Source organism: Streptomyces sp. NPDC017246, assembly GCF_044331325.1.
GTDB lineage: Bacteria > Actinomycetota > Actinomycetes > Streptomycetales > Streptomycetaceae > Streptomyces.
Genome location: NZ_JBIRMW010000011.1, coordinates 227,820 through 250,072, shown reverse-complemented (window position 1 = coordinate 250,072; position 22,253 = coordinate 227,820). Strand labels below are relative to the sequence as shown.

At 71.5% G+C, this 22,253-nt stretch carries 20 protein-coding genes; 11 read left to right on the top strand and 9 right to left on the bottom strand.

Translation table 11 applies throughout. From position 1 onward, the window contains the following. Nucleotides 1–56 precede the first annotated feature (56 nt). The gene (locus ACH4MY_RS25575; protein WP_398006038.1) at nucleotides 57–1,052 is read right to left on the bottom strand and encodes a WD40 repeat domain-containing protein; all 996 of its coding nucleotides are present in this window, start codon (nucleotides 1,050–1,052) and stop codon (nucleotides 57–59) included. A 95-nt stretch (nucleotides 1,053–1,147) separates the two neighbouring features. On the opposite strand from ACH4MY_RS25575, the gene ACH4MY_RS25570 reads away from it, so the two are divergent. Both ACH4MY_RS25570 and ACH4MY_RS25565 read left to right on the top strand, forming a co-directional pair. Then, nucleotides 1,148–2,035, top strand: a complete 888-nt coding sequence (locus tag ACH4MY_RS25570; protein ID WP_398006037.1) for an alpha/beta fold hydrolase — start codon at nucleotides 1,148–1,150, stop codon at nucleotides 2,033–2,035. A 64-nt stretch (nucleotides 2,036–2,099) separates the two neighbouring features. Continuing rightward, nucleotides 2,100–2,780 (top strand): GDSL-type esterase/lipase family protein, encoded by a 681-nt coding sequence (locus ACH4MY_RS25565; protein WP_398006036.1) that lies wholly within the window; start codon nucleotides 2,100–2,102, stop codon nucleotides 2,778–2,780. On the opposite strand, the gene ACH4MY_RS25560 is transcribed toward ACH4MY_RS25565, so the two are convergent. Together ACH4MY_RS25560 and ACH4MY_RS25555 are read right to left on the bottom strand one after the other, a co-directional pair. Further along, nucleotides 2,774–3,313 carry a PH domain-containing protein gene (locus ACH4MY_RS25560; protein WP_398006092.1) on the bottom strand — a complete coding sequence of 180 codons (540 nt, stop codon included), beginning with the start codon at nucleotides 3,311–3,313 and terminating at the stop codon, nucleotides 2,774–2,776. The genes ACH4MY_RS25565 and ACH4MY_RS25560 overlap by 7 nt on opposite strands. Before the next feature lie 136 nt (nucleotides 3,314–3,449). After that, nucleotides 3,450–3,863, bottom strand: coding sequence for a carboxymuconolactone decarboxylase family protein (locus tag ACH4MY_RS25555; protein WP_398006035.1), 414 nt, complete (start codon nucleotides 3,861–3,863; stop codon nucleotides 3,450–3,452). Between the two features lie 58 nt (nucleotides 3,864–3,921). On the opposite strand from ACH4MY_RS25555, the gene ACH4MY_RS25550 reads away from it, so the two are divergent. Continuing rightward, entirely contained in the window at nucleotides 3,922–4,443 is a 522-nt protein-coding gene (locus tag ACH4MY_RS25550; RefSeq protein WP_398006034.1) for a MarR family winged helix-turn-helix transcriptional regulator, read from the top strand. Nucleotides 4,444–4,719: 276 nt separating this feature from the next. On the opposite strand, the gene ACH4MY_RS25545 is transcribed toward ACH4MY_RS25550, so the two are convergent. The 3 genes from ACH4MY_RS25545 to ACH4MY_RS25535 all read right to left on the bottom strand — a co-directional run bounded on the left by ACH4MY_RS25545 (nucleotide 4,720) and on the right by ACH4MY_RS25535 (nucleotide 8,740). After that, a complete protein-coding gene (locus ACH4MY_RS25545) occupies nucleotides 4,720–5,709 on the bottom strand; it encodes an aldo/keto reductase (protein WP_398006033.1) in 990 nt (329 codons plus the stop codon). Nucleotides 5,710–5,896: 187 nt separating this feature from the next. Then, entirely contained in the window at nucleotides 5,897–6,481 is a 585-nt protein-coding gene (thpR, locus tag ACH4MY_RS25540; protein ID WP_398006032.1) for an RNA 2',3'-cyclic phosphodiesterase, read from the bottom strand. 36 nt (nucleotides 6,482–6,517) lie between these two features. Then, entirely contained in the window at nucleotides 6,518–8,740 is a 2,223-nt protein-coding gene (locus ACH4MY_RS25535) for an FG-GAP repeat domain-containing protein (protein WP_398006031.1), read from the bottom strand. 114 nt (nucleotides 8,741–8,854) lie between these two features. Between ACH4MY_RS25535 and ACH4MY_RS25530 the strand changes: the two genes are divergently transcribed. After that, complete coding sequence (locus tag ACH4MY_RS25530; RefSeq protein ID WP_398006030.1) at nucleotides 8,855–9,361, top strand: GNAT family N-acetyltransferase; 507 nt, start codon at nucleotides 8,855–8,857, stop codon at nucleotides 9,359–9,361. A gap of 54 nt (nucleotides 9,362–9,415) precedes the next feature. Here the strand turns inward: ACH4MY_RS25530 and ACH4MY_RS25525 are convergent, their stop codons facing one another. Together ACH4MY_RS25525 and ACH4MY_RS25520 are read right to left on the bottom strand one after the other, a co-directional pair. Continuing rightward, nucleotides 9,416–10,753: an MFS transporter gene (locus tag ACH4MY_RS25525; RefSeq protein ID WP_398006029.1), complete on the bottom strand. Its 1,338-nt coding sequence runs from the start codon at nucleotides 10,751–10,753 to the stop codon at nucleotides 9,416–9,418. A 26-nt stretch (nucleotides 10,754–10,779) separates the two neighbouring features. Continuing rightward, nucleotides 10,780–11,223 (bottom strand): MarR family winged helix-turn-helix transcriptional regulator, encoded by a 444-nt coding sequence (locus tag ACH4MY_RS25520; protein ID WP_398006028.1) that lies wholly within the window; start codon nucleotides 11,221–11,223, stop codon nucleotides 10,780–10,782. A gap of 200 nt (nucleotides 11,224–11,423) precedes the next feature. Between ACH4MY_RS25520 and ACH4MY_RS25515 the strand changes: the two genes are divergently transcribed. Beyond that, complete coding sequence (locus ACH4MY_RS25515; protein ID WP_398006027.1) at nucleotides 11,424–11,699, top strand: hypothetical protein; 276 nt, start codon at nucleotides 11,424–11,426, stop codon at nucleotides 11,697–11,699. On the opposite strand, the gene ACH4MY_RS25510 is transcribed toward ACH4MY_RS25515, so the two are convergent. Further along, complete coding sequence (locus ACH4MY_RS25510) at nucleotides 11,669–13,120, bottom strand: NCS2 family permease (RefSeq protein WP_398006026.1); 1,452 nt, start codon at nucleotides 13,118–13,120, stop codon at nucleotides 11,669–11,671. The two genes, ACH4MY_RS25515 and ACH4MY_RS25510, sit on opposite strands and share 31 nt — an antisense overlap. A 174-nt stretch (nucleotides 13,121–13,294) precedes the next feature. Between ACH4MY_RS25510 and ACH4MY_RS25505 the strand changes: the two genes are divergently transcribed. The 6 genes from ACH4MY_RS25505 (at nucleotide 13,295) to ACH4MY_RS25480 (ending at nucleotide 22,249) form a co-directional block, all read left to right on the top strand. Then, a complete protein-coding gene (locus tag ACH4MY_RS25505) occupies nucleotides 13,295–13,633 on the top strand; it encodes a DUF2530 domain-containing protein (RefSeq protein ID WP_398006025.1) in 339 nt (112 codons plus the stop codon). A 98-nt stretch (nucleotides 13,634–13,731) separates the two neighbouring features. Next, nucleotides 13,732–16,146, top strand: coding sequence for an HAD-IC family P-type ATPase (locus ACH4MY_RS25500; protein ID WP_398006024.1), 2,415 nt, complete (start codon nucleotides 13,732–13,734; stop codon nucleotides 16,144–16,146). 129 nt (nucleotides 16,147–16,275) lie between these two features. Next, nucleotides 16,276–16,902, top strand: coding sequence for a GNAT family N-acetyltransferase (locus tag ACH4MY_RS25495; protein WP_398006023.1), 627 nt, complete (start codon nucleotides 16,276–16,278; stop codon nucleotides 16,900–16,902). Between the two features lie 1,201 nt (nucleotides 16,903–18,103). Beyond that, a complete protein-coding gene (locus ACH4MY_RS25490; RefSeq protein ID WP_398006022.1) occupies nucleotides 18,104–18,892 on the top strand; it encodes a TIGR03084 family metal-binding protein in 789 nt (262 codons plus the stop codon). Then, entirely contained in the window at nucleotides 18,892–20,601 is a 1,710-nt protein-coding gene (locus ACH4MY_RS25485; protein ID WP_398006021.1) for an acyclic terpene utilization AtuA family protein, read from the top strand. The genes ACH4MY_RS25490 and ACH4MY_RS25485 overlap by 1 nt, the downstream gene beginning before the upstream one ends. Before the next feature lie 46 nt (nucleotides 20,602–20,647). Beyond that, nucleotides 20,648–22,249, top strand: a complete 1,602-nt coding sequence (locus ACH4MY_RS25480; protein ID WP_398006020.1) for an acyl-CoA carboxylase subunit beta — start codon at nucleotides 20,648–20,650, stop codon at nucleotides 22,247–22,249. The last annotated feature ends 4 nt before the right edge of the window (nucleotides 22,250–22,253 follow it).

Sequence of the window (22,253 nt, the reverse complement as noted above, 5' to 3'; positions counted from 1 at the left end):
GTCCGACCGCGCCTCCTCGGCCCCACCGCGCCCGCACGTGGGGGAAACGCCGCGGGTCAGCCCCGTCGCAGCAGCCGCTTGACGCCGAAGACGAGGACGAAGGCGCCCGCGAGGACCAGGAAACCGACGGTGACGTTCCCCTTCTCGCCGTCGGCCGCCGGGGACTGCGGGGCCTGCGGTGCGCCCGGGGTGTCCGGGGTGCCGCCCGGCTTCTCCGAGGGGCCGCCGGTGTTCTGCCGCTCCAGCCGCACCACCCGGCTGTTCGCGCCCTCCGCGCCGAGCATGAACGCCGAGCCGTCCCTGGTGTACGTCACCGATTCGGCCTGGCCCTGGAATCCGGCGCCGATCGAGGTGCCGTCGTCGGCGAGGCCGCCGTCCTTCCACACGTACTCGCGGGCCATGAGGTAGCCGCGCAGGACGAGCCGGTCGCCGTCCGGGGAGAACGCGCCGTCGGTCACCCACGGGACCTCGTCGACCCGCCGGAAGACGTTCGTCCCGGACGAGGAGAGCCGCTCGGGGCCCGCGTACAGGCCGCCGCCGTCCTCGTTCTTGCTGGCGATGTACACCCGGCCGGTCTTCGGATGGACCATCAGGGCCTCGGCGTTGCGCGCCCCGTCGGCGTACTTCACGACGTACTGCTTCGCCGCCACCTTCTGGTCCTTGAGCACCTTCGGCTCGGGGAAGCGGTAGATCCAGACGTGGTCCCAGGAGCCGTCGAGGTTGTCGCCGATGTCGCCGACGTAGATGTCGCCGTCCGGGCCGACGGCGATCGCCTCCATGTCGCGGGGGGTTCCGACGCCCTGCATGGTCAGGGTCGCCACGGTCTTGCCCGTACGGGAGTCGACGCCGTAGATCAGGGGCGCGTCCTGGTCGTTGTGCGTCCAGTAGATCCCGGGGTGGGCCCGGCTCGCCGCGAGGCCGCTGGACTCGGTGATCCGGGAGTCCTCGATGGTGAAGTCCCGGTCCGGCTCCTGCCCTTCGGCATGGGCATGACCGACCGGGAGCAGCACCAGGGCCGCCGCCGCGCCGAGGGCGCACAGAGCAGATCGCATGTCCCCCAGCCTGCCACGACGAGGCGACGAGAGCCGGGTCCGCCGACCCTGAAACCTCCTTGACCTGCCCCGGAGCTGCTGTCAGGGTCACGCCCATGGCTACCCCCGTCCCGCAGACGCCCTCCGCGCCGAGCTCCGCCCCGCAGACCTTCACCGCACCCGACGGCACCACGCTCGCCTTCCACGACACCGGCACCGGCGACCCGCTGCTCTGTCTCCCCGGTGGTCCGCTCCAGGACTCCGTCTATCTCGGCGACCTCGGCGGTCTCACCGCGCACCGGCGGCTCATCCGGCTCGACCTGCGGGGCACGGGCGCGTCGGGAGTGCCGGAGGACCCGGCCTCGTACCGCTGCGACCGGCTCGTCGACGACGTGGAGGCGCTGCGCGCGCACCTCGGCCTCGACACCGTCGACGTCCTCGGGCACTCGGCAGGCGCGAACCTGGCCGCCCTGTACGTGACCCGCCACCCGGAGCGCGTCGGCCGGCTCGTGCTCGTCACCCCGGGCACGGCGGCCGTGGGCCTCGACACGGCTCCGGAGGAGCGGCTCGCGGCGGCGCGGCTGCGCCGGGAGGAGCCCTGGTTCGGGCCCGCGTACGCGGCGCTCGAGGACGTCACCGCCGGGCGCGGCACGGCGGAGTCCTTCGGGGCGGTGGCGCCGTTCTTCCACGGGACCTGGGACGAGGCGGCGCAGGAGCGGCACGCTGCGGCGGACGGGCAGCGGAACGGTGAGGGCGCGGGTGTCTTCGCGGGCGAGGGCGCCTTCGATCCGGCGGGCACGCGCGCGGTGTTCGCGGAGTTCGCGCGGCCGGTGCTCGTGGTGGCCGGGGAGGGGGACGTGAACACCCCGGTCCCGACGGCCGCCGCGTACGCGGAGCTGTTCCCGACGGCGGACTTCGCCGTCCTGGACGGCGCCGGGCACTTCCCCTGGCACGACGACGCGGAGCGGTTCGCGCGGACGGTCGGCGACTTCCTGGACCGGTGAGCGCCCACGGCCCGTGTCCCGGATCACGTCGCAGGTCCGGGACGCCGTCCGCGATGATGTGACCATGCGTTTTCTGTTCGTCGGCGACAGCATGACCATCGGACGCGCCGGCGACTGGACCTGGCGGTACCGCATGTGGCGGCACCTGGAGTCCGTGCTCCCCGGCGGGTACGAGATCGTCGGCCCGCGCACCGCCCTGTACGAAGCGGCCGTCGACGCGCCCGCGTCGGAGGCCTACGCCGACCCGGCGTTCCCCGCCGCCGCCCGGCGTCATCTGGCCGGCTGGGGCGAGGGCTGGCTGCACATGGCGCCGGTGATCGGAGAGACGGTCACGGAGACCGGGGCCGACGTGCTGCTGATCTCGCTGGGCCTGATCGACCTGGGCTTCTACACGAACAGCGAGCAGACCGGGGAGAACGTCCGGGCGTTCGTCGCGGCGGCCCGCGCCGCGAACCCGCGCGTCCGGGCCGTCCTCCTGCCGGTCATACCCAATGTGCGCGCCGGGTACGACGCGCCCTTCGCCGCCGAGTGCGCCCGCTTCAACGTGCTTCTCGCGAAGGCGGTCGCCGATCTGGACACGGCCGCCTCGCCGCTGCTGCTGGCGTCGGTTCCGGAGTCGTACGGCCTCGACGAGGACACCTACGACGGCACCCACCCGGGCCCCACGGGCGAGCACAAGCTGGCCGCCGCCTTCGCCGACGCGATGCACCAGGCCTGGGGCCTGGGCGGCCCGTACCGCTACTGACTCCGGTTGCGCAGGCGCGAGCCGATCCAGACGACGAGGAAGGTCACCACGGGGGTGATCAGGATCCACTCGGGGTCCATGGCGGAGTCTTCGGTGAACAGCAGGGCGATGAAGAGGAGGGTGGCGGCGAGGACCGAGCAGAGGGCCCAGGCCGTCGCGGTGGAGAGGGAGCCCTCGAGGGCGGACCGCTGGGCGATCCGCCGGTCGGCCCCGGCTCCCGGGGTCCAGTGGGCTCCGCGCAGTTCCTCCCAGGCGGCCCGGAGCACGGCGATCTCCCGGGCGACGGCGACGTTGTTGTCGTCCACGTACATGAGCTGGACCCGGCTCCCGTCGCGCCTGTACATGAACGAGATGGTCCCCGGCTGCCCCTGGCCCATGCCCGCGCCGGGGTTGGGCACGGCCCTGATGTCGTGGATGTCCTCCCAGGCGAGCCGGCGGTTCTTGACCATGCCGCGGACCCGGATGCCCTTGAGGTCGGCGGAGGTGGCGCAGTTCCGGGCGGCGAGGACGAGCCAGCCGAGGAGTGCGACCAGCAGCAGGGTGATGAGGCTCCCCGGTACTCACGCGGCAGTACGCGCTTCGCCTCCATGGTCCCCCCTGTGTCCCCCGTACGACGGAAGATCAGAGTAGGGGTCAACTCCCTTGTGCTGAAAGGGCTTTGGGTGAATGTCAGGCGGCCCGTGTGAAGCGGTTGGCGAACGTCGAGACGGTGTACGCGCCGATGCCGAGGATGACCTCCAGGGCGTTGCGGCGGGTGTAGCCGGCGGCCTGGAAGGCGGCCAGCTCCTCGTCGGTCACCGCGCCCGAGGAGGCGAGGACCCGGAGGGTGAAGAGGCTCACGGCGGCGAGACGTTCGGGGTCGGGTGCCGGGCCGAGCGCGGCCATCTTGGCCTCGTGCATGTCGACGCAGAGGTGGCACTGGTTGCGGGTGGCGACCGTCAGGATCACGGTCTCGCGGGAGTGCGGGTCGAGGGTGGTGGACTCGAAGGTCCGGTTGAGCGTCAGGAAGCCGTCGAGGGTCTCGGGGGACTCCTTGAGGAGGGTGACGGCGTGGGCGGCGCGGGTGGACATGTCGGTGGACAAGGCGTCTCCGATGCGAGGGGAGTGGGTGTGAGGAGTGGAGAGGAGTAGAATCGACAACATGGTTGACCGTGTGGTGAGAGAAAACGTAAACCAGGTTGTCGATAATGGCAAGGGGGAGGGGCGGGGCTACGAGCTGCCCCTGCTCCTCTTCGGCGGCTTCCGTACCCTCATCGACCGGCTCCACCTCCGCCTCGCCGCCGAGGGCCACCCCGACCTGCGCCCCGCCCACGGCTTCGCCATGCAGGCCATCGGCGCCCGGGGAGCCACCGCCAGCGAGATCGGGCGGCGCCTCGGCGTCTCCAAGCAGGCCGCGGGCAAGACCGTCGACCGGCTGCTCGCCCTCGGCTACGCCGAGCGCGCCGACGACCCCGCCGACGCCCGCCGCAAACTCGTCCACCTCACCCCGTGGGGGTACGAGGCCCTCGCCCGCTCCGCCGCGATCTTCGACGAACTGCGGGCGGAGTGGGCCACGACCCTCGGCGCGGACCGCGTCCGGGACATGGAGGCGGCCCTGCGGAACGTCGTCCCCGCGGAGACGGCGTTCCGCCTGGACGCCACGAGCTGGCTCGGCGCCCCCTAGGGCCTGTCGTCACATTCCCGTCTGCCCCGCGACGCCTGGCACGCACTCTCGCCGCACCGGGCGAAAGTGCGAGTACGTCCAGTACGAGCGCTTCCCCCCGGCACGCCGAGAGCACGCACCAGACGCCGCAGGGCCGCCCTGCGGGCGACGACGGGAATGTGACGACAGGCCCTAGGCCGACAGGACCCGGCCCCCGGGCACGACCGGAAGCCGTACGGCACGGGTCCCGGTGCTACCAGGGGCCGTACGGCCGGGCCCGGTGCGGCCGTACGGACGTCACCAGGCGAAGGCCTCCGGGGACGGACCCGGGCCCGGGAAGATCTCGTCCAGCGCGGAGAGGACCTCCTCGCTCAGCTCCACCTCCAGGGCGCGCAGCGCGCTCGTCAGCTGCTCGGGCGTGCGCGGGCCGACGATCGGGCCCGTCACACCGGGGCGGGTGAGCAGCCACGCGAGAGCCGCCTCGCCCGGTTCGAGACCGTGCTTGTCGAGCAGGTCCTCGTAGGCCCGGAGCTGGGCGCGGGCCGCCGCGTCGGCGAGCGTGGCCGCCGCGCGTCCCTCCGTACGCCGCTTGCCTTCGGTCTCCTTCTTCAGGACGCCGCCGAGCAGGCCGCCGTGCAGCGGGGACCAGGGGATGACCCCGAGGCCGTACTCCTGCGCGGCCGGGATGACCTCCATCTCCGCGCGCCGTTCGAGGAGGTTGTAGAGGCACTGCTCGCTGACGAGGCCGACCGCGCCGCGCCGGGCGGCCGCCTCGTTGGCCTGGGCGATCTTGTAGCCGGGGAAGTTGGAGGAGCCGGCGTAGAGGACCTTGCCCTGCTGGATCAGGACGTCGACCGCCTGCCAGATCTCGTCGAAGGGCGTCGAGCGGTCGATGTGGTGGAACTGGTAGACGTCGATGTAGTCGGTGCCGAGCCGCTTGAGGCTGGCGTCGACGGCGCGGCGGATGTTCACCGCGGAGAGCTTGTCGTGGTTGGGCCAGGCCTCGCCGTCGGCGCCCATGTTCCCGTACACCTTGGTGGCCAGGACCGTCCGGTCGCGGCGGCCGTCGCCCCGCGCGAACCAGGAGCCGAGGATCTCCTCGGTCCGGCCCTTGTTCTCACCCCAGCCGTAGACGTTGGCAGTGTCGAAGAAGTTGAGCCCCGCGTCCAGCGCCGTGTCCATGATGGCGTGGCTGGTGGCTTCGTCGGTCTGCGGGCCGAAGTTCATCGTCCCGAGGACGAGTCGGCTGACCTTGAGTCCGGTGCGTCCGAGCTGCGTGTACTCCATGAACGCCAAGCCAACTGCTTGGAGCGCACTCGAAGCAAGGGCGTTCCCACGGGGTGGCACGCGACGGCGTACCGGGGGAGGGCGAGGGCTACTGGCTGGTCACCGAGGCCACCGCGATGATCGCGAACATCAGTACGAGCACGCCGGCCATGATGCGGTTACGGGTCTTAGGGTCCACACATCGAGGTTAACCCGACCGCTCCCCACGTCCTTCAAGGGGCCAGCCGTCGACCCTCTCGTACCGCGGCTGCTCGCCCCGCACCCCGCTCACCGGCAGGTTCGAGCGGACGAGGGCCAGCTCGCCGGCCTCCCAGCGGGTTCCCTCGAACGTGCCGAGTTCGTCGAGGAAGGGGTGCAGGTCGATCTCCTCGCGCCGCGCGCGGGCCACCGTCAGATGCGCCTGGTACCGGCGGTGCTCCTCCATCGCGACCCCGGCCCGGCGCGCCGCCGCGTCGGCCCGTTCGGCCAGCAGCCGCAGCTCGTCCAGGTCTCCGGCCACGCCCGACCACAGGGCCCGGCGCCCGAAGTGGCCGCCGCCGTGCAGCCGCAGCGAGAGCGGCGGGGTGCGGTGCGCGGCCCGGGCGAGCCGGACCCGCAGCTCGGGCAGCAGCTCCTCGTCGACCTCGCCCATGAAGGCGAGGGTGAGGTGCCAGCCGGGCCGCGAGGTCCAGCGGAGCCCGTCCGCACCGGGCAGCCGGTGCAGACGGTCGACGACGTGTCCGAGTTGGTCCAGCCGCTCCGGGGGCGGCAGGACGGCGGCGAAGAGCCTCATGCGGGCAGTGTGGCAGGAGACGGGCCGCCGGCCGGGTCAGGAGACCTGGTCGTACTTCGCGTCCCAGGCGCCCGGTACGCCGGCCCCGGTGGAGGTGCGGGGCTTGAGCGGGGCCTTCCAGTCGCCGGTGCCGGGGTAGAAGTAGGCGGCGCCGGTCGCGGTGCGGGTGTACAGGTCGGGGCGGCCGTCCTTGTTGCCGTCGCCGATGCCGACGATGTCGGCGTAGACGTTCCAGCCGCCGCCGATCTTCGTCCGGGGCGCGTAGGTGCCGTCGCCCTTGCCGAGGTACAGCCAGAGGACGCCGTCCTTGTCGAGGGCGACGAGGTCTCCGGCCGGGCCGCCGCCGATGTTTCCGGTGGCGGTGATCTGGTGGTAGATCCCCCAGCCGTAGCCGATCTTCTTGCGCGGCTCGAAGGGCGCGGTGACCGAGCCTGTCGCCTTGTACAGGTAGAGGTCGCCCGCCTTGTCCGTGGCGACCAGGTCGGCCCGCCCGTCGCCGGTCAGGTCGCTGCCGCCGGTGAGCTGGGTGTACGTGTTCCACCCGCCGCCGATCCGTACGGGTGCGGCGGTGGCCCCCGGGTCGCCGACGTGCAGCCACAGGACTCCGGTCTTGTCCCGGGCGACGGTGTCGAAGACCGAGGAGCCGGCGATGTCGCCGACGGCCTCGACGCGGTCGTAGCGGTTCCAGTCGCCCGTCCACGCCGTCGAAATGTGGGTCCGCGCGGCGACGAGCCGCCCGGTGGCGTCGTCCCAGAGCGTGTCGATCGCGTCGAGGCTGCCGTCCGTCCGGCGCGCGAACAGGTCGGGCGAGCCGTTCCCCGTGTAGTCGTGCGCCTGGGGCGAGCGGGTCGCGGTGAACGTGCCGGAGGCCGTGACCGACGGCATCCCGTTCCACGGCCTGGCCGTCACCGTCCACTCGTACTCCCCGGCGGGAGCGGACGACCGGTAGGTGTCGCGGCCCAGTTCCCCGGTCCAGTCGAAGCCGAGCGAGCCGTCGGGGAGGGCCCCGGTGCCGGTCTCACGGGGGCGGACGGTCGTCGTGAAGCGGCTCCCCGACTCCTTGTGCCGGAGCTCGACCGAGAGGTCCGCGCCGGTGGTGGAGAACGTCCAGCCCAGCCGGGTCCTGGCGACGCCGTCGAGGCCGAAAGCGGCCGGGACGCTGTCGCCGGTGTAGGTGAGGGGGGTGGTGGGCCCGGGCTGCCCGCTGGAGGCGATCAGCTCGGCGGTCGGCTTCCCGTCCGCGAGCGCGAGCCGGTACACGCCGCTCCCGCCGTCGGCGGTGGTTCCGACGGCGAGCAGGGTGCCGTCGGCGGCCTTCATGACGCTCTCGGCGTGGTCGAGGAGCTTGACGGAGGTCCCGTCCGTCAGGGAGCGGGCCACGACGCCTCGCTGATCGTCGCCGAACACGAACCGGTCGCCACCCAGGGCGCCCATGAGCTTCTTCGGAACGTCGGCGGCGAGCGGCACGCGGGTCACCTCGGCCGAGCCGCGCCGCGCCGACGCGAGGACGGTCGTGCCGTTGAGTTCCTCCGTCCAGGCGACGCGGTCCTGCGTGATCGTGGCTGTTCCGCCCAGCGTCGCGCCTTCGGCGGCGGTGTACTCCTGGACGACGCGGGCGGTGGCGATGTCGACGACCACCAGCTTGCGCGGTCCGGCGTGTTCGAGGGCGCGGTAGTACCCGAGGGCGGTGCCCGGCAGGCTGTCCGCGACGGAGAACTGGCTCTCGCTGCTCTCGGTCATGCCGACCACCTGGCTGGAGGTCGTGACGCCGCCCTGCTGGGTGCTGAGGATCGGGTGCGCGAAATGGCCGTCGTCGAACAGCGCCGAGCCCACCGCGGCCGTGACCTCCCCGTCGAAGTCGGAGTAGGTGACGGGGGCGGCGCCGGTGGCCATGTCGCGCACGACGGCCTTCTCGGTGCCGTACTGCTGCAGCTTGGGCCATGTGACCACCACGGAGTCCGAGGCGGAGCCGAGGACCCTGCCGCCGGTCGTGTCGATCACGGTGGAGACGCCGTCCGCGTACCGGGTCCAGCGCGCGACCCCGTCGGCGTCCCGGGTGAGGAAGCCGGTGGTTCCCGCGCCGATCAGCTGTCCGCCGGAGGCCAGGAACGGGACCGGGATCGGGGCGGCGGTCGTGGCGGCCGGCGCCGTCGCCGCCTCGGGAGCAGCGGCGGGAGCCGCCTCGGGAGCAGCGGCGGAGGCGACGGGAGCGAGGAGCGAACCCGCCGCGACCACCGCCAGGACGGCTCCCACGGACATCTGGACAGGGCGACGGGACAAGGCAGTGCGCAAGGCGTGTTCCTCCCCGACCTGATGGATACGCCCTTGACGACCCCCCGGACCTCCGAATGGTTGTACGACTAGGTTGGCCGGATGACGATCTCCATAAGGAAGGGCGGGGCGGAGGACCTCCCCGCGATACTCGGCGTCCTCGACAGTGCCGTGGTCTGGCTGAACGGCAAGGGGATCACCGCCCAGTGGGGCACCGAGTCGTTCTCCGGGCGGCCGAAGGCGGTGGAGCAGGTCCGGCGGACGATGGGGGAGGGCGATCCGTGGATCGCCGAGATCGACGGCGTACCGGCGGGGACGATGACGCTGACGCCGCACCCCGGGCAGTACATCGAGCCGGCCGACGAGCCCGAGGTGTACGTACGGCTGCTCGCGACCGACGAGCGGTTCCACGGCCACGGGGTGGGCGCGGCGCTGATCGCGCACGCGGTGGAGGAGACGCGGCGGCAGGGGGTGTCGCTGCTGCGGGTGGACTGCTTCGCGGGCAGCGAGGGCCGGCTCGTCGCGTACTACGAGGGCCGGGGCTTCACCCCGACGGAGACGTTCGCGGTGGGCGACTGGCCGGGCCAGGTCCTGGAACAGCGCGTCTGAAACGGGAACGGGCGGCGGCCCGGGACTCCGCCCCGGCCGCCGCCCGCCCGAGGGCTACGCCGCTGTCGCCAGGCGCTCGCGCGCGACGAACCGCACCTGTGGGTGTCCGTGCCGCCAGGCCCAGGCGACCTTGAGGCCGCCGACCCTGGCCAGGACCAGGCCGACGACGACCGCCGCCGTCAGCGAGATGACGCCGCCCGTGGCGAAGCCGACGCGGGCGCCGTAGGTGTCGGTGACCCAGCCGAGGAGCGGTGCTCCGATCGGTGTGCCGCCGGCGAAGACCATCATGTAGAGGCTCATGACGCGGCCCCGCATGGCCGGGTCGGTCGCCATCTGGACGGCGGAGTTCGCGGTGATGTTGACCGTGAGGCCGATCATGCCGATCGGTACGAGCAGCAGCGCGAAGAGCCAGAACGCCGGCGACAGGGCCGCCGCGATCTCCAGGACGCCGAAGACGCCCGCGGCGAGCACCAGCATCCGCAGCCGGGTCGATCCGCGCCGGGCCGCCGCGAGGGCGCCCACGAGCGATCCGGCCGCCATGAGGGTGTTGAGGAAGCCGTACGCGCCGGCGCCGACGTGGAAGACGTCGCCGGAGAACGCGGTGAGCCAGATCGGGAAGTTGAATCCGAAGGTGCCGACGAATCCGACGAGCACGATCGGCCAGATCAGGTCGGGCCGCGCGGCCACGTAGCGCAGGCCCTCGCGCAGCTGGCCCTTGCCGCGCGGGGCGCGCTCCACCTTGTGGAGTTCGCTCGTCCGCATGAGCAGGAGGCTCGTGAGGGGCGCGAGGAAGAACAGGCCGTTGAGGAGGAAGGCCCAGCCGCTGCCGACTCCGGCGATCAGGACACCGGCGACGGCGGGGCCGACGAGCCGCGCGGACTGGAAGTTCGCCGAGTTCAGGGAGACCGCGTTGCGCAGGTGGTCGGGGCCGACCATCTCGGAGACGAAGGACTGCCGGGCCGGGTTGTCGACGACCGTCACCATGCCGAGGAGGAAGGCGATCAGGTAGACGTGCCAGACCTGGATGTTGCCGGAGAGCGTGAGGACGGCGAGCGCGATGCCGCAGAGTCCGAGGGCGGCCTGGCTGAAGAGGAGGAGCTGCCGCTTGGGGTAGCGGTCGGCTATGACGCCGCCGTACAGCCCGAAGAGGAGCATCGGCAGGAACTGCAGGGCCGTCGTGATGCCGACGGCGGCGGCCGAGCCGGTGAGGCTCAGGACCAGCCAGTCCTGAGTGATCCGGGCCATCCATGTGCCGGTGTTGGAGACGATCGCGCCGGTGAAGAACAGCCGGTAGTTACGGATCCTGAGCGAAGAGAAGGTTTCCCTCCGCCCCCGGGTGTCGAGGGTGGGTTTGTGGACGGGTGCGGAGTCTGCTCCGGGTCCCGTACTCAAAGTGCGTCGCCTCCTTGGCGCATGGATTACAGGTGGGCGAGCTTCTCCAGGACCGGGGCGGCCGCGCGCAGCTTGGCCCATTCGTCCTCGTCCAGGCCTTCGGCGAGGGTGGCCAGCCAGGCGTTCCGCTTGCGGCGGGACTCTTCGAGCATGGCTTCGGCCTGCTCGGTCTGGCTGACGACCTTCTGTCGGCGGTCGTCGGGGTGCGGCTCCAGTCGGACCAGTCCCTTGGCTTCGAGCAGCGCGACGATGCGGGTCATCGACGGCGGCTGGACGTGCTCCTTGCGGGCCAGCTCACCGGGGGTGGCGGAACCGCAGAGCGCGAGGGTGCCGAGTACCGACATCTCGGTGGGGCTCAGTGACTCGTCGACGCGCTGGTGCTTGAGGCGTCGGCCCAGTCGCATGACGGCGGAGCGGAGCGCGTTCACGGCCGCGGCGTCGGCGGCGGTCCCGTGGGACAGGTCAGACATGTTTGTTAGCCTAACTCATTACTCTGTCTAAATACCAACGGGAACGCGCCGACGTAGCGCGCGTCACACCCGTATGGCCGCACCCGTGCGTGAACCGGATGCACGCAGATCACGCTTCGGCATCCATGTATCACCCAAACGAGTGAGTCGGATCCGGAAAGTGACGCAAAGAGGCCCCGGCTGCCCCGACCCTGAACGACATGGGATCGACAGTGCTCAGCCTGCGCATCGACGGTGAGCTGCTCGACCGGCTCAGGAGTCACGCCGCGAAAAGAGGAATGAGCGTCCAGGACTATGTCGTCCGGACGCTCATTCGCGAGGATTTCGACGAGCGGTTCAAGACCGCCGTCGACGAGACGGAGAAGTTCTACGGGGACGCGGGCGCGGCCGAAGGGGCTGCGGCCGAAGGGGCGGCGGGCGGCACGGCGACCGACGCCCCCCACGGTCACGTGAGGCCGAGCGCCGGCATCGCGTAGTAGAAGACGAAGACCGCCGACACCACGTACATGGCCACCGGGACCTCACGGCCCCGGCCGGCCGCGAGACGCAGCACGCTGAACGTGATGAAGCCGATGCCGATGCCGTTCGTGATCGAGTACGTGAACGGCATCATCACCATGGCGAGGAACGCCGGCACCGCGATGGTGTAGTCGCTCCAGTCGATGTCCTTGATCGAACCCGCCAGGATCAGGAAGCCGACCGCGAGCAGCGCGGGCGTGGCCGCCTGGGACGGCACCATCGTCGCCAGCGGCGTGAGGAACAGCGCCACCGAGAACAGGGCGCCGGTCACCACCGAGGCCAGACCCGTGCGCGCACCCTCGCCGACGCCCGCCGTGGACTCCACGAAGCAGGTGGTGGCCGAGGAGGAGGTCGCGCCGCCGGAGGCGACGGCCAGGCCGTCCACGAGCAGGACCTTGTTGATGCCGGGGAAGTTGCCGTCCTTGTCGATCAGCTTGGCCTCGTCGCCGACGCCCAGGATCGTGCCCATGGCGTCGAAGAAGCAGGACAGCAGCACGGTGAAGACGAAGAGGACGCCGGTCAGCATCCCGACCTTCCCGAAGCCGCCGAAGAGGCTGACCTCGCCGACCAGACCGAAGTCGGGGGAGGCGACCGGGTTGCCGGGCCACTCCGGGGTGGTCAGACCCCAGGAGGGGACGGTCGCGACCGCGTTGATCACCATCGCCACGATCGTCATGACGACGATGGAGATGAGGATCGCGCCCGGCACCTTGCGGATGATCAGGGCGAGGGTGAGGAGCGTGCCCAGGATGAAGACGAGCACCGGCCAGCCGGTGAGGTGACCGTCGGCGCCCAGCTGGAGCGGGACGGTGGTGTGCGCGGCGTCGGGGATGCGGGAGACGAAGCCCGAGTCGACGAGGCCGATGAGCATGATGAAGAGGCCGATGCCGATCGCGATGCCCTTGCGCAGGCCGACCGGGACGGCGTTCATCACGCGCTCGCGCAGACCGGTCGCGACGAGCAGCATCACGACGACACCGGCGAGGACGACCATGCCCATGGCGTCGGGCCAGGACATCTTCGGCGCGAGCTGGAGCGCGACGACCGTGTTGACGCCGAGGCCGGCGGCCAGCGCGATCGGGACGTTGCCGATGACTCCCATGAGGAGCGTCGAGAACGCCGCCGTGAGGACGGTGGCGGTGACGAGCTGGCCGCTGTCGAGCTGGTGCCCGTACATGTCCTTGGCGCTGCCGAGGATGATCGGGTTCAGCACGATGATGTAGGCCATCGCGAAGAAGGTGGCGAAGCCGCCGCGGATCTCGCGGGCGACGGTCGAACCGCGCTCCGAGATCTTGAAGTAGCGGTCGAGACCCGAGGCCGGCTCCTGGGGAGCGGAGGGCTCGGGGGGCATGGCCTTGGCGGTGGCCGTGGTGCTCATGGGGTTCCTCATGGGGAGACGTCCGATGGCGGTCCATGTGCTCGTACGTCACGTCTTTGTGTGTTCGTACGAGGGAAACCCGCCAGAGGCAAACCGTTTCAGTATGAACACATGAACGAGTGGGCGTCTATCTCCGCGCGTAGATACGAATTCCGGGCACCTAGACTGACCCCCATGGCGAAGTGGACACCGAAGCACGAGGCACCCGAGCCCCTCGAAGGGCCCGTCGTCGCCACCATCACCGGCGGAACGATCCTCTGGTTCGTCCTCTTCCTCGTCCAGGTCCCGTTCTACGGCTGGTTCGACGACCGGGACCTGACCTGGTGGGTGTGGACCTGCCTCGCCGGAGCCGGCCTCGGCCTCATCGGCATCTGGTACGTACGGAAGCGGGACGCGGCGATCAAGCGGCACGAGGCGGCGCGGGCGGCGGAGACGGCGGACGCGACGCCCGGCTCCGAACCGAACCCCGGCTCCGAACCGAACCCCGGCTCCGGGCCGGCCCCCGGCGCGTAGCACCACGGGACCGTTCCCGCCGTTTCCCGTCCTCCCGCGGTCTGATCTTCGCCCTTCTCGGCAGGTGAACGGCCGATTCCGGTCGTACCGTCGAAAACATGACTCAGCGGGCGAAGATCGACACGGGCGGCAGCGGGACGCCGGGGACCGGACCACCTGCGCCCGTCGTCCACCGCCCCGCCGGACTCACCTCGGCCGAGGTCGCCGAACGCGTCGCGCGCGGCGAGGTCAACGACGTACCGGTACGGAGCTCCCGCTCGACCACGGAGATCGTCCGCGCCAACGTCTTCACCCGCTTCAACGCCATCATCGGCGTGCTGTGGGTGATCATGCTCTGCGTCGCCCCGATCCAGGACAGCCTCTTCGGCTTCGTGATCATCGCCAACACCGGCATCGGCATCGTCCAGGAGCTCCGCGCCAAGAAGACCCTCGACGGACTCGCCGTCATCGGCGAGGCGAAACCGACCGTCCGGCGCGACGGCACGGCCGCCGAACTCTCCACCTCGGAGATCGTCCTCGGCGATCTGATCGAGCTCGGCCCCGGCGACAAGGTCGTCGTCGACGGCGAGGTCGCCGAGGCCGACAGCCTGGAGATCGACGAATCCCTGCTGACCGGCGAGGCCGACCCCGTCGTGAAGAAACCCGGCGACCGGATGATGTCGGGCTCGTTCGTCGTCGCCGGCGGCGGCGCCTTCACCGCCACCAAGGTCGGCCGCGAGGCCTACGCGGCCCAGCTAGCCGAAGAGGCCTCCCGCTTCACGCTCGTCCACTCCGAACTGCGCAGCGGCATCTCCACCATCCTCAAATACGTGACGTGGATGATGATCCCCACCGCGATCGGGCTCGTCATCAGCCAGCTCGTCGTCAAGGACGACGACTTCAAGGACGCGGTCGCCCGCACCGTCGGCGGAATCGTCCCGATGATCCCCGAGGGGCTCGTCCTGCTCACCTCGGTCGCCTTCGCGATCGGAGTCGTACGACTGGGCCGCAAGCAGTGCCTCGTGCAGGAGCTGCCCGCCATCGAGGGCCTCGCCCGCGTCGACGTCGTATGCCTCGACAAGACGGGCACCCTCACCGAGGGCGGCATGGACGTCACCGAGCTGCGGCCCCTGAACGGCTCCGACGAGACGTACGTACGGAAGGCGCTCGGCGCCCTCGGCGAATCCGACCCGCGCCCCAACGCCTCCCTCCAGGCCATCATCGACGCCTACCCGGAAACGGTGGAGTGGCGCTGCACGGAGGCCCTGCCCTTCTCGTCGGCCCGCAAATACAGCGGCGCCGCCTTCAGCGAGGGCGACGGCGAGAACTCGACCTGGCTGCTCGGCGCCCCCGACGTCCTCCTCACGGCGGAGGACCCCGTCCTCGCCGAGATCGACCACCTCAACGAACAGGGCCTGCGGGTCCTGCTCCTCGCCCGTACGGTCCACGAGCTCGACTCCCCGGACGTCGCCGCCGACGCCCGCCCGGCCGCGCTCGTCGTCCTGGAACAGCGGCTGCGGCCCGACGCCGCCGACACCCTCGCCTACTTCGCCGACCAGAACGTCGCCACCAAGGTCATCTCCGGCGACAACGCGGTCTCCGTCGGCGCGGTCGCCGGAAAGCTCGACATGCCCGGAGCCGAGCACACCGTCGACGCCCGGCACCTGCCCACCGACCGGGACGAGATGGCGAAGGTCCTCGACGAGAACGCGGTCTTCGGCCGGGTCACACCGCAGCAGAAGCGGGACATGGTCGCGGCGCTCCAGTCCCACGGACACACCGTCGCCATGACCGGCGACGGCGTGAACGACGTGCTCGCCCTCAAGGACGCCGACATCGGCGTCTCGATGGGCTCCGGCTCGGAGGCGACGAGGGCGGTCGCCCAGATCGTGCTGCTGAACAACAGCTTCGCGACCCTCCCGTCCGTGGTGGCGGAGGGCCGCCGGGTCATCGGCAACATCACCCGGGTCGCGACCCTCTTCCTCACGAAGACGGTGTACTCCGTCCTCCTGGCGGTCCTGGTGGTCTGCTCACAGGTCGAGTACCCCTTCCTCCCCCGCCACCTGACGCTCCTCTCGACCCTGACGATCGGCGTCCCGGCGTTCTTCCTCGCGCTCGCCCCCAACAAGGAACGCGCGAAGCCGAACTTCGTACGGCGCGTGATGCGGTACGCCATCCCCGGTGGCGTCATCGCGGGCGCCGCCACCTTCACCACCTACCTCCTGGCCCGCCACCACTACACGGGCCCGGACGCCCTGGCGGCCGAGACCAGCGCCGCCACCCTCACCCTCTTCCTCGTCTCCATGTGGGTCCTGGCGATCATCGCCCGCCCCTACACCTGGTGGCGCCTCACCCTGGTCGCCACCATGGGCGGCGCCTTCCTCCTCGTCCTCGTGGTGCCGTGGCTCCAGAACTTCTTCGCCCTGAAGCTGGCGGGCGTGACGATGCCGTGGACGGCGGTGGCGATCGCCGCGGCGGGAGGGGTGCTGCTGGAGGTCGCGTGGGGATGGGTGAGCCGGAGGTTCCCGGCGTAGAAGCGGAGGGGGCGGCCGCGTTCGTCGTGCGAGAGGGGACGACGGTGGGTCCTGGGGTTCAGGGAGTTGGGAACGCAGACGAGCGTAATCCGATGGACAGTCCTCAAGGACTGGGTGAGCATCTCCGCGATGAACAACGACACTCTCCCCACTCCCAAGAACGTCCGCTTCGTCGAACTCGGCGAAAGGACGTCGCGCGCACTGGCCGAAGGCGACCTCGCAGGCGGCAGCGCCGAGGCCGGGGTCGCCCTTGACGAGTACTTCGTCTCGGACCGGTCGCGCTACATCTTCGGCTACCGGGCCGACCAGATCGCCAAGGACCCGTCTGCGGCCCCGTGGATCGCGAGGGCAGCGGTCTCGGAGCCGGACGGAACGGTCGTCGGCGACGCGGGCTTCCACGGCCCGCCGAGCGAGGCGGGCGTACTGGAGATCGGCTACACGGTGGCACCCCAGTACCGACGCCAGGGCTACGCGCGGGCGATGGTGAGGGCGCTGCTGGCGAGGGCGGCCGAGGAACCCGGGGTGAGGACGGTGCGGGCCACGATCCGCTCGGACAACACGGCCTCGTTGGCCACCGTCGCGGGCGCCGGCTTCACGCGGGTGGGCGAGAAGGGGAACGAGGAGGACGGGTTCGAGGTCGTCTTCGAGCTGGAGCTTGGGCGGCTTGTCCTTGAGACGCCGGGGTCGGCGGGGTCGGTAGGGACGGCGGGGACGGCGGGGACGGCGGGGACGGCCGGGACGGTTCAGGCCGAGTAAGGGAGTGAACGGCCCGGCCGGTCGGCGTCCAGGAACAGGTGCTGGGGGTGGGCCGGGTTGGTGGGTGGCGCGTGGGACCGCCCTCTTTCCGAGAGTCGCTCCTGGAGGCGGCGCGTCAAGGGCGCCTGTCGGCGTCGCTGCGCGATGGCCTTCGGCCACCCTTGACCCGCCGCCTCCAGGAGCGAGAGACCTCTCGGAGGGCGGTCCGGGGTGGGCGCCACGCGGACGGTTCGGGTAATGGTCGGGCGTTGCGTGCGCCTGCGGGCCGGTGGGTGGGGGCTCGGTTAGTGGCGGGGGTGGGCGGACGCAGTCCGCTGGGTTGGTGGTGCGCGGCAGTTGAATGGGGCGGCCCGGATCCGGCTTGGCGAGCTGCGGTCGTGGGTTGGCGGGGCTTCAGGCCCCGCTGGTCACTCTTGGAGGGTGGGGGGATGGAGTAACTCTGCATTTCTCGAAGCAATCGGCCCACGAAAAGCCTCAAAGGGGACAATTTCCCCTTCCTGGTCCGAGAAACTGCACGAAACTCTCGCCACCACCGTCGGCCACCCCCGGACAGTGACCAGCGGGGCCTGAAGCCCAGCCAACCCGCGACCGCCACCCGCTGAGCACGGCCGGGCCGCCCCATTCAACAATCGCGCACCCCCGACCGGCCGGACCAGGCCCACCCACCCCGGCCGCTGACCGAGCCCCCACCCACCGGCCCATCAGCCGCAATCAGCGCCCGGCCATGACCCGAACCTCGGCGTGGGGCTCCCCCCCTCGGCCGCCCTCCGAGTGTGAAAAGGCGGCCTCCGTCGCCGGGTCAAGGGGGGCCGAAGGCCATCGCGCAGCGACGCCGCAAGGCGCCCTTGACGCGGTGGCGGAGGACGCCACACTCGGAAAGAGGGCGGCCGCACGCGCGCCCCATCAGAAACGCCCACCCCCAGCACCCCGGCCTGTCGGCAGCACGTCGGTCCCGACGTGCGCCCGCGCCCCCGCCCCTCCGCGCCCCCGCCAGTCGGGCCGCCCCCCGCTCCCGTAGCCCCGTGCCCCACAAGGGAGTTCAGGCCCTGCTCCGAGCGTCCTCCAGGCCGCTCCGGCGCTCCCTCGCAGCATCGGTCGAAGCGGAGGCGTCCCGCCGCCAATCAAAGCAAGCATGCTTGATTGTTTTCAGGTTCGCTGTCATGCTCCGGGGCACGCCGCCGTGTCCCGAGGGGAGCGCACCGTGTCCGAGCCCGCCGTCGTCCTCGATGATCTGCGCGAGGAGAGCGAAGCACTCGATCTGCTCGTCCGCGAGCTGGGGGAGGACCGGTGGGGTCTGCCCACCCCCGCGCCCGGCTGGACCGTCGCCCATCAGATCGCGCACCTCGCCTGGACCGACCGGGCCGCGCTGCTCGCCGCCACCGACGCCGAGGCCTTCGCCGCCGAGACGGAGAAGGCGCTGGCCGCTCCCGACCGCTTCGTCGACGAGGGTGCGGAGGAGGGGGCGAAACTGCCTCCCGCCGAGCTTCTCGCCCGCTGGCGCGAGGGTCGCGAGCGGCTCCAGGAAGCTCTGCGCGCGGTCCCCTCCGGCTCCCGTTTCCCCTGGTACGGGCCGCCGATGAGCGCCCCCGCCATGGCGACCGCGCGCCTGATGGAGACCTGGGCCCACGGCCAGGACGTCGCCGACGCCCTCGGGGTCGTCCGTGCTCCGACGGCCCGCATCCGGCATGTCGCCTGGATCGGCCACCGCGCCCGTGACTACGCCTTCCTGGTGCGGGGTCTTACCGCGCCCGCCGACCCCTTCCGCGTCGAACTCGTCGCGCCGGACGGGGAGATGTGGGCGTACGGCCCCGAGGACGCCGTCCAGCGGGTCACCGGCCCGGCCCTCGACTTCTGTCTGCTCGTGACGCAGCGGGTGCACCGCGACGACACCGCGCTGGTCGCGGAGGGGCCCGACGCCGAACACTGGCTGACCATCGCCCAGGCCTTCGCCGGCCCGGCGGGCCGGGGCCGCGCCCCCGGGGAGGCGTGATGGTCCTCCGGATCGGCAACGCCTCCGGTTTCTACGGCGATCGGTTCGACGCCGTCCGCGAGATGCTCACCGGCGGCGGGCCCGAGGGTGCGATCGACGTTCTGACCGGCGACTATCTCGCCGAGCTGACCATGCTCATCCTCGGCCGCGACCAGCTGAAGGACCCGGCCGCCGGGTACGCGAAGACTTTTCTGCGGCAGATGGAGGAAGGTCTCGGTCTCGCCCACGAGCGCGGCGTCCGGATCGTCACCAACGCGGGCGGCCTCAACCCCGCCGGTCTCGCCGACGCCCTGCGTGCCCTCGCCGCCGAGCTCGGCCTGCCGATCCGGGTCGCGCATGTGGAGGGTGACCGGATCGCCGCCACGGACGCCATGGGCGGGGCGCACGGCATCCTGGCCGCCAACGCCTATCTCGGCGGCGCGGGGATCGCCGCCTGTCTCGCCGCCGGGGCCGATGTCGTCGTCACCGGGCGGGTCACCGACGCCGCCCTCGTCACCGGGCCCGCGCAGTGGCACTTCGGCTGGGGTCCGGAGGAGTACGACAAGCTGGCGGGCGCGGTCGTCGCCGGGCATGTCCTGGAGTGCGGCACCCAGGCGACCGGCGGGAACTACGCCTTCTTCCGCGAGCACGATCCGGAGGTCTTCCGCCGTCCCGGCTTCCCGGTGGCCGAGCTCCACGCGGACGGCAGCGCCGTCGTCACCAAGCACCCCGGCACCGGTGGTCTCGTCGACGTGGGTACGGTCACGGCTCAGCTTCTCTACGAGACGGCCGGCGCCCGCTACCCGGGCCCGGACGTCACCGCCCGGCTCGACACCGTTCGGCTGACCCGGGAGGGTCCCGACCGGGTCCGGATCGACGGTGTGCGGGGTGAGGCGCCACCCCCGACGCTCAAGGTCGGGCTCAGCCGGCTGGGCGGCTTCCGCAACGAGGTCGTGTTCGTCCTGACGGGTCTCGACATCGAGGAGAAGGCGGCGCTCCTGAGGGCTCAGGTGGACGACGCCCTCGCGAAGTCCCCTCCCGCCGAGGTTCGTTGGGAGCTCGTGCGGACGGACCGTCCCGACGCGGACACCGAGGAGACGGCGAGCGCCCTGCTCCGGCTCGTCGTCCGGGACCCGGCGCCCGAGCCCGTAGGCCGTGCTCTGACCGGCGCCGCGATCGAGCTGGCCCTGGCGAGCTATCCCGGTTTCCATGTGACCGCCCCACCCGGCAGGGGCGCCCCCTACGGCGTCTTCGGGACCGCGTACGTGCCGGCCGCCGACGTCCCGCACACGGCCGTCCTGGCGGACGGGACCCGTGTCCCCGTTCCCGTACCGCCGACGACCCGTGAGCTGGAGCCGGTCCCGGAGCCGGTGCTTCCCGAGCCGCTTCCGCCGGGGCCGGTGCGCCGGGTCCCGCTCGGCCGGCTCGCCGGGGCCCGCAGCGGGGACAAGGGCGGCGACGCCAACATCGGTGTCTGGGTGCGGACGGAGGAGGAGTGGCGCTGGCTCGCGCACGCCCTCACCGTCGCCAGGCTTCGTGAACTGCTGCCGGAGACCGCCGATGTGGCCGTCACCCGGCATGTCCTTCCGCATCTGCGCGCGCTGAACTTCACCGTCGCCGGGATCCTCGGCGAGGGTGTCGCCTCGCAGGCCCGCTTCGATCCCCAGGCCAAGGCCCTCGGCGAGTGGCTCCGCTCGCGCCACATCGACGTACCGGAGGAACTGCTGTGACCGTCGCGCCGAAGGCCGCCCCGGCCGCCGTCCGGGAGGAACTGCTGTGACCGTTCTCGCCTCCGCTCTCGACACCGGCGGGTCCGACTACGCCGCCGCCCGTGCGGCCATGCTCGACAAGCTGGCCGCTCTCGACACCGAGCACGCCAAGGCCCTCGCGGGCGGCGGCGAGAAGTACATCGCCCGGCATCGCAAGCGGGGCAAGCTGCTCGCCCGTGAGCGCGTCGAGCTGCTCGTCGACCCGGACACGCCCTTCCTGGAGCTGTCGCCGCTGGCCGCCTGGGGGAGCGACTACGCGGTGGGTGCCTCTCTGATCACCGGTATCGGGGTCGTCGAGGGTGTCGAGTGTCTGATCACGGCCAACGACCCGACCGTGCGCGGCGGCGCCTCCAACCCGTGGACGCTGAAGAAGGCCCTGCGCGCGAACGAGATCGCGTTCGCCAACCGGCTTCCCGTCATCTCCCTGGTCGAGTCCGGTGGTGCCGATCTCCCCTCGCAGAAGGAGATCTTCATCCCGGGCGGGGCGCTCTTCCGTGATCTCACCCGGCTCTCGGCGGCGGGGATTCCCACGGTCGCGGTGGTCTTCGGCAACTCGACGGCCGGTGGCGCGTACGTCCCCGGCATGTCCGACCACGCCGTGATGATCAAGGAGCGCTCGAAGGTGTTCCTCGGGGGTCCGCCGCTGGTGAAGATGGCGACGGGGGAGGAGAGCGACGACGAGTCCCTGGGCGGCGCGGAGATGCACGCCCGGACGTCGGGGCTCGCCGATCACTACGCCGTCGACGAGGCCGACGCGTTGCGCCAGGCCCGCCGGATCGTCGCCCGCCTCAATCATCGCAAGGCGCATCCGGACCCCGTCGGCCTCGCCGAGCCGCCGAAGTACGACGAGGACGAGCTGATCGGGATCGTGCCCGGGGATCTCAAGACGCCCTTCGATCCGCGCGAGGTGATCGCCCGGATCGTCGACGGGTCCGACTTCGACGAGTTCAAGCCGCTGTACGGGCCGAGTCTGGTCACGGGCTGGGCGAGCCTGCACGGTTACCCGGTCGGTGTCCTGGCCAATGCCCAGGGTGTCCTCTTCGGTCCGGAGTCGCAGAAGGCCGCGCAGTTCATCCAGCTCGCCAACCAGCGTGACATCCCGCTCGTCTTCCTCCACAACACCACCGGTTACATGGTGGGCAAGGAGTACGAGCAGGGCGGCATCATCAAGCACGGCGCGATGATGATCAACGCGGTGTCGAATTCGAAGGTCCCGCATCTCTCCGTCCTCATGGGGGCGAGCTACGGGGCCGGGCACTACGGCATGTGCGGCCGGGCCTACGACCCCCGGTTCCTCTTCGCCTGGCCGAGCGCCAAGTCCGCCGTCATGGGGCCGCAGCAGCTCGCCGGCGTCCTGTCGATCGTGGCGCGGGCGAGCGCCGTCGCGAAGGGGCAGCCGTACGACGAGGAGGCCGACGCCGGTCTGCGGGCGCTGGTCGAGGCGCAGATCGAGTCGGAGTCCCTGCCGATGTTCCTCTCCGGCCGGCTCTACGACGACGGGGTCATCGACCCCCGCGACACCCGCACGGTCCTCGGGCTGTGCCTCTCCGCGATCCACACGGCTCCGGTCGAGGGCGCCCGTGGCGGCTTCGGCGTCTTCCGAATGTGAGGCC

Excerpts from the sequence above, each read along its gene's own strand:
- ACH4MY_RS25575 (WP_398006038.1), bottom strand. The coding sequence starts at position 1,052 with ATGCGATCTGCTCTGTGCGCCCTCGGCGCGGCGGCGGCCCTGGTGCTG.
- ACH4MY_RS25570 (WP_398006037.1), top strand. The coding sequence starts at position 1,148 with ATGGCTACCCCCGTCCCGCAGACGCCCTCCGCGCCGAGCTCCGCCCCG.
- ACH4MY_RS25565 (WP_398006036.1), top strand. The coding sequence starts at position 2,100 with ATGCGTTTTCTGTTCGTCGGCGACAGCATGACCATCGGACGCGCCGGC.
- ACH4MY_RS25550 (WP_398006034.1), top strand. The coding sequence starts at position 3,922 with ATGGTTGACCGTGTGGTGAGAGAAAACGTAAACCAGGTTGTCGATAAT.
- ACH4MY_RS25545 (WP_398006033.1), bottom strand. The coding sequence starts at position 5,709 with ATGGAGTACACGCAGCTCGGACGCACCGGACTCAAGGTCAGCCGACTC.
- thpR (WP_398006032.1), bottom strand. The coding sequence starts at position 6,481 with ATGAGGCTCTTCGCCGCCGTCCTGCCGCCCCCGGAGCGGCTGGACCAA.
- ACH4MY_RS25535 (WP_398006031.1), bottom strand. The coding sequence starts at position 8,740 with ATGTCCGTGGGAGCCGTCCTGGCGGTGGTCGCGGCGGGTTCGCTCCTC.
- ACH4MY_RS25530 (WP_398006030.1), top strand. The coding sequence starts at position 8,855 with ATGACGATCTCCATAAGGAAGGGCGGGGCGGAGGACCTCCCCGCGATA.
- ACH4MY_RS25520 (WP_398006028.1), bottom strand. The coding sequence starts at position 11,223 with ATGTCTGACCTGTCCCACGGGACCGCCGCCGACGCCGCGGCCGTGAAC.
- ACH4MY_RS25515 (WP_398006027.1), top strand. The coding sequence starts at position 11,424 with ATGGGATCGACAGTGCTCAGCCTGCGCATCGACGGTGAGCTGCTCGAC.
- ACH4MY_RS25510 (WP_398006026.1), bottom strand. The coding sequence starts at position 13,120 with ATGAGCACCACGGCCACCGCCAAGGCCATGCCCCCCGAGCCCTCCGCT.
- ACH4MY_RS25505 (WP_398006025.1), top strand. The coding sequence starts at position 13,295 with ATGGCGAAGTGGACACCGAAGCACGAGGCACCCGAGCCCCTCGAAGGG.
- ACH4MY_RS25500 (WP_398006024.1), top strand. The coding sequence starts at position 13,732 with ATGACTCAGCGGGCGAAGATCGACACGGGCGGCAGCGGGACGCCGGGG.
- ACH4MY_RS25495 (WP_398006023.1), top strand. The coding sequence starts at position 16,276 with ATGAACAACGACACTCTCCCCACTCCCAAGAACGTCCGCTTCGTCGAA.
- ACH4MY_RS25485 (WP_398006021.1), top strand. The coding sequence starts at position 18,892 with ATGGTCCTCCGGATCGGCAACGCCTCCGGTTTCTACGGCGATCGGTTC.